Origin of the sequence: Pseudomonas sp. GM84 (assembly GCF_000282535.1) — a bacterium.
In the GTDB taxonomy this organism is placed as follows: domain Bacteria; phylum Pseudomonadota; class Gammaproteobacteria; order Pseudomonadales; family Pseudomonadaceae; genus Aquipseudomonas.
In genome coordinates this window covers 26,240-35,611 of sequence record NZ_AKJC01000170.1, presented here as the reverse complement: position 1 = coordinate 35,611, position 9,372 = coordinate 26,240, and the positions used below count along the sequence as shown (strand labels likewise).

Here is a 9,372-nt window from a genome sequence, read left to right as displayed (position 1 = left end):
AGTACCTGCGGGTGCGGCTTGCCGGCGATTGGGCTGCAAGGCAGCCCCAGGATCCAATGGCAGGTACATTAATAAAGTTCCGGCTCGGTAATAGTTTATGAGCGGAGAACTAACCCCGTCCAATCATAATAAATGACCGGTTGATCGGTGTGCTCTATCACGACCCCATGATAGAAATTACCGATCAACTGGTCATTTCTTTTGATTTGACGATAGTGCCCCGCAAAAATAGCCTGCACGGGTCAACAGTGTCGAAGTTGGTTATTCATGCCATATAAAACTTCGCACTGATTATTCCGCCTGTCGCGATCAAGGGTGACCCGTGATGAACGAAGAAGACCATATTAAAAGTTACAACGGACCGGCCGCTGGTTGGGGCGCGCTCATGGGCGTGACCAAGGCCTGGCTGGGCAGCGAGAACGCCGTCAAGAACGTGCGCATGATGCTCAAGACCAACCAGAACAACGGTTTCGACTGCCCGGGCTGCGCCTGGGGCGAGTCGCCCGAAAACGGCATGGTCAAGTTCTGCGAGAACGGCGCCAAGGCCGTGAACTGGGAGGCCACCGGCCGCTCGGTCGATCCGGACTTCTTCGCCCGCTACAGCGTCAGCGCCTTGCTCGATCAGAGCGACTACTGGCTCGAATACCAAGGCCGCCTGACCCACCCCATGCGTTACGACGCCACCACCGACCACTACGTCGAGATCAGCTGGGACGAAGCCTTCGCCCTGATCGCCCGGCACCTGAACAGCCTCGAATCGCCCGACCAGGCCGACTTCTACACCTCGGGCCGGGCCAGCAACGAGGCCGCGTTCCTCTATCAGCTGTTCGTGCGCAGCTTCGGCACCAACAACTTCCCCGATTGCTCGAACATGTGCCACGAGGCCAGCGGCCTGGGCATGGGCGAAACCCTGGGGGTGGGCAAGGGCACCGTGGTCTTCCATGACCTGGAGCAGGCCGACGCGATCTTCGTCATCGGCCAGAACCCCGGCACCAACCACCCGCGCATGCTCGAACCGCTGCGTGAGGCAGTGGAGCGCGGCGCCCAGGTGGTGTGCTTCAACCCGCTCAAAGAGCGTGGCCTGGAGCGCTTCCAGCACCCACAGCACCCGTTCGAGATGCTCAGCAACGGGTCCGAGCCGACCAACACCGCCTACTTCCGCCCGGCCCTGGGCGGCGACATGGCGGCCTTTCGCGGCATGGCCAAGTTCCTCCTGCAGTGGGAGCGCGAAGCCCAGGCCAACGGTGAGCCTGCGGTGTTCGACCATGCCTTCATCAAGGCCCATACCGACGGCATGGACGCCTACCTGGCGCAGGTCGATGCCACCTCCTGGGGGCACATCGTCGAGCAGTCCGGCCTGAGCAAGGCCGACATCGAACTGGCCGCACGTATGTACCGCAAGGCCGAGCGAGTGATCATGTGCTGGGCCATGGGCGTGACCCAGCACCGCCACTCGGTGCCGACCGTGCAGGAGATCGTCAACCTGCAACTGCTGCGCGGCAACGTCGGCCGCCCGGGCGCCGGTTTGTCGCCAGTGCGCGGCCACAGCAACGTGCAGGGCGACCGCACCATGGGCATCGACGAAAAGCCGCCGACCTGGCTGCTCGACAACCTGCAGCGGCGCTTCGGCATCGACGTGCCACGCGGCCACGGGCACAACGCCGTGCTGGCGATCCAGGCCATGGAAGAACAGCGCACCAAGGTGTTCATCGCCCTGGGCGGCAACTTCGCCCAGGCCACGCCGGACACCCCGCGTACCCATGCGGCGCTGCGCAACTGCGAACTGACCGTGCACATCTCCACCAAGCTCAACCGCTCGCACCTGGTCACCGGCCGCGACGCGCTGATCCTGCCGTGCCTGGGCCGCACCGAGATCGATGTGCAGGCCGAAGGCCCGCAGGGTGTCACCGTGGAAGACACGTTCAGCATGGTGCACATCTCCCACGGCCAGTTGAAACCGCGTTCGCCGTTGCTGCGTTCGGAACCTGCGATCATCGCCGGCATGGCCAAGGCCACCCTGGGCGACCAGCCGATCGACTGGGAATGGGTGGTGGCCGATTACGCACGCATCCGTGACCTGATCGCCGACACCATCCCCGGCTTCACCGAGTTCAATGCACGTCTGCAGCACCCCGGTGGTTTCTACCTGGGTAACGCCGCCGCCGAGCGCGAGTGGAACACGGCCAGCGGCAAGGCTCAGTTCAGCGCCACCGCATTGCCAGAGGAACTGGTCAACCAAGCGGTGCTGGCCCGTGGCGACAAACCCGACCTGATCTTGCAGACCCTGCGCTCGCACGACCAGTACAACACCACCCTGTACGGCCTGGACGACCGCTACCGCGGTGTGTTCGGCCTGCGCGAAGTGGTCTTTGCCAACGAGGCCGACATCCTGCGCCTGGGCTTCGCGCCCGGTGACAAGGTGGACATGGTGTCGTTGTGGGAAGACGGTCTTGAGCGGCGGGTCAGTGGTTTCACCCTGGTGGCCTACGACATTCCTGCTGGCCAGGCGGCCGCCTACTACCCGGAGACCAACCCGCTGGTGCCCCTGGAAAGCTACGGCGACCAGACCTTCACACCGACCTCGAAGTTCGTCGCCATACGCCTTGAGCGCGCGCAGCCGGATGCCCTGATCCACGCTGTCGCCGAATAACCCTCACTTTCCTTCATTCATCGACTGCAGGCCCTCGGGCGTGCGGCGCCTGTTTGGCCGCCGCCCGGGCGAGACCTGCCTGTCCACAAGGATATTGTCATGTCGAATCTGAGTGCACTGGACCTGGCGCGGCTGCAGTTCGCCTTCACGGTCTCGTTCCACATCATTTTCCCGGCCATCACCATTGGCCTGGCCAGCTTCCTGGCCGTGCTCGAAGGCTGCTGGCTGAAAACCGGTAACGGGGTCTACAAGGACCTCTACAAGTTCTGGTCGAAGATCTTCGCCGTCAACTTCGGCATGGGCGTGGTCTCGGGCCTGGTGATGGCTTACGAGTTCGGCACCAACTGGGCGCGCTTCTCCGATTTCGCCGGCAGCGTGACCGGCCCGTTGCTCACCTACGAGGTGCTGACCGCGTTCTTCCTCGAGGCGGGCTTCCTCGGTGTGATGCTGTTCGGCTGGGACCGGGTAGGGCGCAAGCTGCACTTCTTCGCCACGGTCATGGTGGCCATCGGCACGCTGATCTCGATGTTCTGGATTCTCTCCTCGAACAGCTGGATGCAGACGCCGCAGGGCATCGAGATCATCGATGGCCGGGTGATGCCGCTGGACTGGTTCAAGATCGTCTTCAACCCATCGTTCCCCTATCGCCTGGCGCACATGGCACTGGCTGCGTTCCTGTCCACCGCGTTCTTCGTCGCAGCGTCCGCCGCCTGGCACCTGCTGCGTGGCCGCAACACCCCGCAGGTGCGCAAGATGCTGTCGATGGCCATGTGGATGGTGCTCATCGCCACACCCGTGCAGGTGGTGGTCGGTGACGCCCACGGCCTGAACACCCTGGAGCACCAGCCGGCGAAGATCGCCGCCATCGAAGGGCACTGGGAGAACAAGCCGGGCGAGGCGTCGCCACTGGTGCTGTTCGGCCTGCCGGACATGGACGCGGAAACCACCCGCTACAACATCGAGGTGCCGTACCTGGGCAGCCTGATCCTGACCCACAGCCTGGACAAGCAGATCCCGGCCTTGAAGAGCTTCGCCAAGGAAGACCGCCCCAACTCGACGATCATCTTCTGGAGCTTCCGGGTCATGGCCGGGCTGGGCATGCTGATGCTGGCCTGCGCGTTGCTGGCCCTGGCGCTGCGCCGCAACGGCGCGCTGTACCGCACCCGCGCCTTCCTCTGGTTCGCCCTGTTGATGGGCCCATCGGGGCTGATCGCCCTGCTGGCCGGTTGGTTCACCACGGAAGTGGGCCGTCAGCCCTGGGTGGTCTACGGGATGCTGCGCACCACCGATGCTGCATCTGGCCACAGCGCGCTGCAGATGAGCCTGACCCTGGCAGCGTTCGTGGTCATCTACTTCTCGGTGTTCACCGTGGGGATCGGCTACATGATGCGCCTGGTGCGCAAGGGGCCGGCGGCCCACGACGATCACCCGACCCCGACCCCGACCCCGGCACAACCGGTTTCGCTGGCCACGGCGCGTCGCCCACTGGCCGTGGCTGACTGAGAAGGAGCATGACAATGGCAATTCAAGGTATCGACCTGTCGGTCATCTGGGGCGTGATCATCGCCTTCGGGCTGATGATGTACGTGATCATGGACGGCTTCGACCTGGGGCTGGGGATCCTCTTCCCGTTCATCAGCGACTCCCGTGATCGTGATGTGATGATGAACACCGTGGCGCCCGTGTGGGACGGCAACGAGACCTGGGCAGTACTCGGGGCGGCGGCGTTGTACGGCGCCTTCCCGCTGGCCTACTCGGTGATTCTCGAGGCGCTGTACCTGCCGCTGGTGCTGGTGCTGGCCGGGTTGATCTTCCGTGGCGTGGCCTTCGAGTTCCGCTTCAAGGCCGAAGCGAGCAAGCGTCATCTGTGGGACAAGGCGTTCATCGGCGGCTCATTGCTGGCGACCTTCTTCCAGGGCGTGGCGATCGGCACCTACATTTCCGGTATCCCGGTAGTAGACCGCCAGTTCGCAGGCTCGGGCTGGGACTGGCTGGCGCCGTTCCCTCTGTTCTGCGGTGTCGGCCTGGTGCTGACCTATGCGCTGCTGGGCAGCACCTGGCTGCTGATCAAGACCGACGGCATGCTCGAATCGCGCATGCGCCACTACAGCCGGCCGCTGACCTACCTGCTGGCTGCGGTGATCGTGGTGATCTGCGCCTGGACGGCCTGGCTGCATGACGACATCGCCCAGCGCTGGTTCGGCGCCAGCCATTGGCTGCGTTCGGCACTGATCGCGCTGCTGGCCGTGGTGGCGGTGGAGGTGATCCAGAAGACCTTGCGCAAGCGCCATTCGCACTTGCCGTTCATTGCCGTGGTGGGACTGGTGTTCCTGGGTTACCTGGGGCTGGCGATCAGCATCTGGCCGAACATCGTGCCGCCAGGGGTGACGTTGTGGCAGGCCGCCGCGCCGCTGACCAGCCAGTTGTTTGCCTTGATCGGGGCGCTGTTCATCATCCCGATCATCCTGGTGTACACGTTCTGGAGCTACCACGTGTTCCGCGGCAAGGTGCAGCCGGGAGATGCTTATCACTGAGGGCCTTTCAGGCCCGCTTCCCTGGCAAACCACAGTTCCAGAACACTGTGGGGCACCTGTGGGAGCGGGCTTGTCCCGCGAAACAGGCACCGCGGAGGATGGCACCGGCTTCGCCGGTGTTCGCGGGACAAGCCCGCTCCCACAAGATACGCGTCAGCTTTTAGAAATTGAGCAAGGCAGTTGCTCACATACACATACACACACGTGGCGCTTATCCACGCGCGCTGTGTTCCTCTGCCGGAGCACCATACGACGCGTAATACGCCAAGCCCACGAAAATCGCGCCACCCACGGCATTACCGAGGAACACCGCCAGCAGGTTATCCAGCAACTGCCACCAGCTCAGGTACCCGGCAAAGATCGCCGCCGGAATCAGGAACATGTTGGCCACCACGTGCTGAAAGCCGATCGCGACAAAGGCCATGATCGGGAACCAGATACCCAGGATCTTCCCGCTCATTTCCCGGCTGGCATACGACAGCCACACCGCCAGGCACACCAGCCAGTTGCAGCCGATACCCGACACGAAGGCATGCAGGAAGTCGGCATCGACCTTGCTGGTGGCGCCCGCCAGGGTCTTGCTCAGGTACGGCCCTTCGGTCAGCCCGAGCAGATGGCCGAAAAAGTAGGCGACGAACAAGGCACCGAGCAGGTTGGCCAAGGTCACCCATGCCCAGTTGCGCACCACCGCCCAGAGGCGGATACGCCCGGCGAACATCGCCAGCGGCAGGCTCATCATGTTGCCCGTGAGCAGCTCGCCACCGGCCAGGATCACCAGGATCAGGCCGATGGGAAACACCGCGGCGGCGAGCAGGTTGCCGAACGAGGCCCAGGGCGCCGGGATCATCGTGCTGACGTGTATCGCCAGCAGAAAGCCCAGCGAAATGAACGCTCCGGCCAGAAAGCCCAGGATCAAGGTGGCGCGGATTGGCAGGTGAGCTTTTCGAGTGCCGGCTTCGATGGCCAGCTCGGTGATCCGGGAGGGGGTATTGACAGACATTTCAACAACTCGAACGCAAGGACGACGGTAACGCCGTTGGGAGGGTTAACAAAAGCAGGGAGCGGGACAGGCTGCGGTTCAATTCATGGGAGGGGAATAACCAACTTCGAAGAGCGCGGCACGGTATATGAGGCAATTTGACGCAGTCAAATCGATAGGGCGAATGGGTTGATAGATGCCATCGATGAGCAGGTAAAAGCTAACTGAAGCTGAGGGTGAATCATGAACGGTAGGGTAGATATTCAAGCCGGTGAAACGGCAAGACCCGTTTTCAGGGGTGTTGCACAGTTTGGGCTGATGCTCGTAGTGGGCGCAGGAGGACTGCTGTTGGCTGCACTGCTGATGATGCAGGTGGCCTATGGGTGAGGGTATGGAATGTCGCAGCAGTGGTGGCGCGTCTCGGTTTCAGCGCGTGGCGTGGTTGATCGCTATCTGGGTCGCCAGCGTCATTGCGCTGGGCGTTGTCGCGGGTGCTTTCCGTCTCATGATGGCATGGGCGGGCATGACCCCTCATTGAGAAGCGAAAAGCACGCTCCGCTAGATGGCCTCGAGTTAGCAGCCCTCGAGGCCATCATGACCATCAGTTGGAGGTTTGGCCGCGGTGGTGTTCCATTTTCGGGAAGCTGAAGTAGCCACGCTGGCGCATCAGTTCGCGACGCAGGCCAGGGTGAGCGACGAAACGGTCACGGCCATGCAGCCAGAACAGGTTGTTGATCAGCAGGAACGAGCCGACCGCCACCGGAATCGAGACCTTGCTCGCGCTGTTTTCCAGCGACTCGCCCAGCTGGAACAGCCAGGTGCCTTCCTCGAAGTTGTCCGGCTGCACGAACTGGTCGATGTAGCGCATGGTCGGGCGGCCCACCGAGTCGGTGTCGAACACGGCGTGGAACACGTCCTCGCGGGTGTTCTTGCTCGGCGGGGCGGTCCAGCGCATCACGCGGCGGGCCAGCGGGTGCTTGTAGAAGGTGTCCAGGTCGGCCCAGTCGTCCAGGTGCTGCAGCAGCGAATTGCCGCCTTCCATGTTCTGCTCGTCGATCTTCATCATCAGCACGTAGTCGGTGATCTGGTTCACGAAGGTGCCGTCGTTGTGCAGTTCCATCACCCGGTGTGGCTGGCGCAGGTAGCTGTCGGAGTTGTCGACGTTCTCGACCACGAAGCGCGCATAGAACTGGCCACTCATGGCATCGAAGTTCGAACGGCCAAGCAGGTGGGCCACAGCGGTGGAGAGTTTCACCATGTCGTCAGCCTGGGCGACGGTGTCCAGCCCCTCGGGCACTACCAGCAGGCCGCCGGTGCTGCGGTCGAGCAGGGTATTGACGATGACCGGGCGCAGGGTGCCCTGGCAGATGTCATCAAGGATCTTGCCCACCTGGAAACGCAGGAACGACTTGTACTCCAGCGCCTGCACCGGCCACTCGGCGACTGCGGCAACGAAGGCCTCCACGGTTTCCTTGCTGAAGCGCAGCTCCAGCAGGCGGTCGGACTGCGGCGTCGATTGCAGGGTGAAGCCTTGCAGCAGGGCAGGCTGCTCAAGGACGGGCATATCGAATTGGGTGATGGCGTTCATGGCGACTCCTGGAATCAACTGGTCAAGTGATGGCGCCAAAATATCGCTGAAATCTAAAAATGTCTACATTTTATGAAAACGTAACCATTAAATCTTTTTGTTAACGTTCTGCGTTGCCGGGTGGAGTTCGGTATGATTGGTCCGCCTTGCAAGAGAACCCGCTGGATGGACCTGACAGATCTCGCTGAAACCACATCCGATGCCGCCTATTCGCGCTTGAAGACCGACATTCTCCGCGGCCTGTACCGGCCCGGTGAAAAGCTGCTGATGAGCGCCTTGAAAGACCGCTACGCCGTCGGTGTGGGGCCGATGCGCGAGGTTCTGGCGCGTCTTGTGGGCGAGCGGCTGGTCAGCGCCATCAACCAGAAGGGCTACCGGGTGGCGACCATGTCGCTGGACGAGATGGTCGATGTCTATAAAGCCAGGGCGCATCTTGAGGCGTTGATCGTGGGGCTGGCGGTAGAGAAGGGCGATGAAGCCTGGGAGGCGTCCATCGTGGCGTCGTCGCATACGCTGTCGAAGGTGGTCGAGCTGCACACCCCGCAGGAAATGGTCGATGTCTGGGATGCCCGGCACAAGGCGTTCCATAACGCCATCGCCAGTGGTTGCGGCTCCAAGAGCCTGCTGCAGGCGCGTGCTTTTCTCCAGGACCAGGCTGAGCGCTACCGCCAGATCTGGCTCAAGCGCACGGTACTGTCCGAGGAAGCGTTGCGGCTCAAGCGCGAAGAGCATGCCGAACTGGTCACCACCATCCTGGGGCGAGATGCCGTCAAGGCCAGCAAGATGATGCTGGAGCACTTGATGACACCGGTCCCCATCATCACCCGCATCATCGAGCGCGAAGCGGACATTCTCTAGCGTTGCCTTCCCTTTCTGGCGTGAGCCTTCACGCCGGACCTTTCGTTCGAACCAAACCTCATGAACGTGGCGAGCGCCGGATCTCATCCCGCGCTCGCCACGGCGTATTCGCATGCCTCGCTTGACTCGTGAAATTTTTCATGTATTTTTTCATGAAAAATAAGTCCAATATTTTCACGGTGGTGCTGAGCGATGACGATGCACGAAGAGGTTGAAGCGCTGGCGATCCTTATTCACGACCTGCGCAAATTCAAGAACCTGACCCTGGGCGAACTGGCAGAACGCATCGACCGTTCGGTTGGATTCCTGTCCCAGGTTGAGCGGGGTGTTTCGCGCCCCACCGTGGCAGACCTGACCGCCATCAGCGAAACACTCGGTGTTTCCACGGCGTACTTCTACAACCTGAGCAAGCCGCGCGAAGTCAATTGGGTGACTCGCCCCCATGAGCGGCGCACGTTGTACCTGGGCTCGGGCATTACCGATGTGCTGGCCTCGCCCACCATCGCGGGCGCCTTCTCGATGCTCGACAGCCGTCTTGAGCCCGGTGCGACCAGTGGCGAACAGTACCTGAGCGACCGCTCGGAGCAGGGCTGTTTCGTGCTCGAGGGCGAACTGACGGTCTGGCTCGACGAAGGCGACGCCGTGACCCTCAAGGCCAACGACAGCTTCCAGCTGCAACCCCACGCGCATTTCCGTTACGCCAACCTGACGGAAAAGCTCACCCGCGTGCTCTGGGTTTTCAATTGAATTCGTTCACATAACA

8 protein-coding genes are annotated in these 9,372 nt (G+C 62.2%); 6 read left to right on the top strand and 2 right to left on the bottom strand.

What is annotated here, in order from left to right:
- The first annotated feature begins 325 nt into the window (after positions 1-325).
- The 3 genes from PMI38_RS14515 (at position 326) to cydB (ending at position 5,184) form a co-directional block, all read left to right on the top strand.
- Complete coding sequence (locus tag PMI38_RS14515) at positions 326-2,650, top strand: FdhF/YdeP family oxidoreductase (RefSeq protein WP_008095263.1); 2,325 nt, start codon at positions 326-328, stop codon at positions 2,648-2,650.
- Between the two features lie 99 nt (positions 2,651-2,749).
- A complete protein-coding gene (locus tag PMI38_RS14510; RefSeq protein ID WP_008095261.1) occupies positions 2,750-4,153 on the top strand; it encodes a cytochrome ubiquinol oxidase subunit I in 1,404 nt (467 codons plus the stop codon).
- 14 nt (positions 4,154-4,167) lie between these two features.
- Entirely contained in the window at positions 4,168-5,184 is a 1,017-nt protein-coding gene (gene cydB / locus PMI38_RS14505; RefSeq protein WP_008095259.1) for a cytochrome d ubiquinol oxidase subunit II, read from the top strand.
- A gap of 211 nt (positions 5,185-5,395) precedes the next feature.
- On the opposite strand, the gene PMI38_RS14500 is transcribed toward cydB, so the two are convergent.
- On the bottom strand, positions 5,396-6,184 hold the full coding sequence (locus PMI38_RS14500) for a formate/nitrite transporter family protein (protein ID WP_008095258.1): 789 nt from the start codon (positions 6,182-6,184) through the stop codon (positions 5,396-5,398).
- Between the two features lie 358 nt (positions 6,185-6,542).
- On the opposite strand from PMI38_RS14500, the gene PMI38_RS26635 reads away from it, so the two are divergent.
- Positions 6,543-6,701: a DUF2474 domain-containing protein gene (locus tag PMI38_RS26635; RefSeq protein WP_443216394.1), complete on the top strand. Its 159-nt coding sequence runs from the start codon at positions 6,543-6,545 to the stop codon at positions 6,699-6,701.
- Between the two features lie 63 nt (positions 6,702-6,764).
- Here the strand turns inward: PMI38_RS26635 and glaH are convergent, their stop codons facing one another.
- On the bottom strand, positions 6,765-7,751 hold the full coding sequence (gene glaH / locus PMI38_RS14495; protein WP_008095256.1) for a glutarate dioxygenase GlaH: 987 nt from the start codon (positions 7,749-7,751) through the stop codon (positions 6,765-6,767).
- A 165-nt stretch (positions 7,752-7,916) separates the two neighbouring features.
- Between glaH and csiR the strand changes: the two genes are divergently transcribed.
- Both csiR and PMI38_RS14485 read left to right on the top strand, forming a co-directional pair.
- A complete protein-coding gene (gene csiR / locus PMI38_RS14490; RefSeq protein WP_081502543.1) occupies positions 7,917-8,609 on the top strand; it encodes a DNA-binding transcriptional regulator CsiR in 693 nt (230 codons plus the stop codon).
- 192 nt (positions 8,610-8,801) lie between these two features.
- Positions 8,802-9,356 (top strand): helix-turn-helix domain-containing protein, encoded by a 555-nt coding sequence (locus PMI38_RS14485; protein ID WP_043273668.1) that lies wholly within the window; start codon positions 8,802-8,804, stop codon positions 9,354-9,356.
- Positions 9,357-9,372 lie beyond the last annotated feature (16 nt).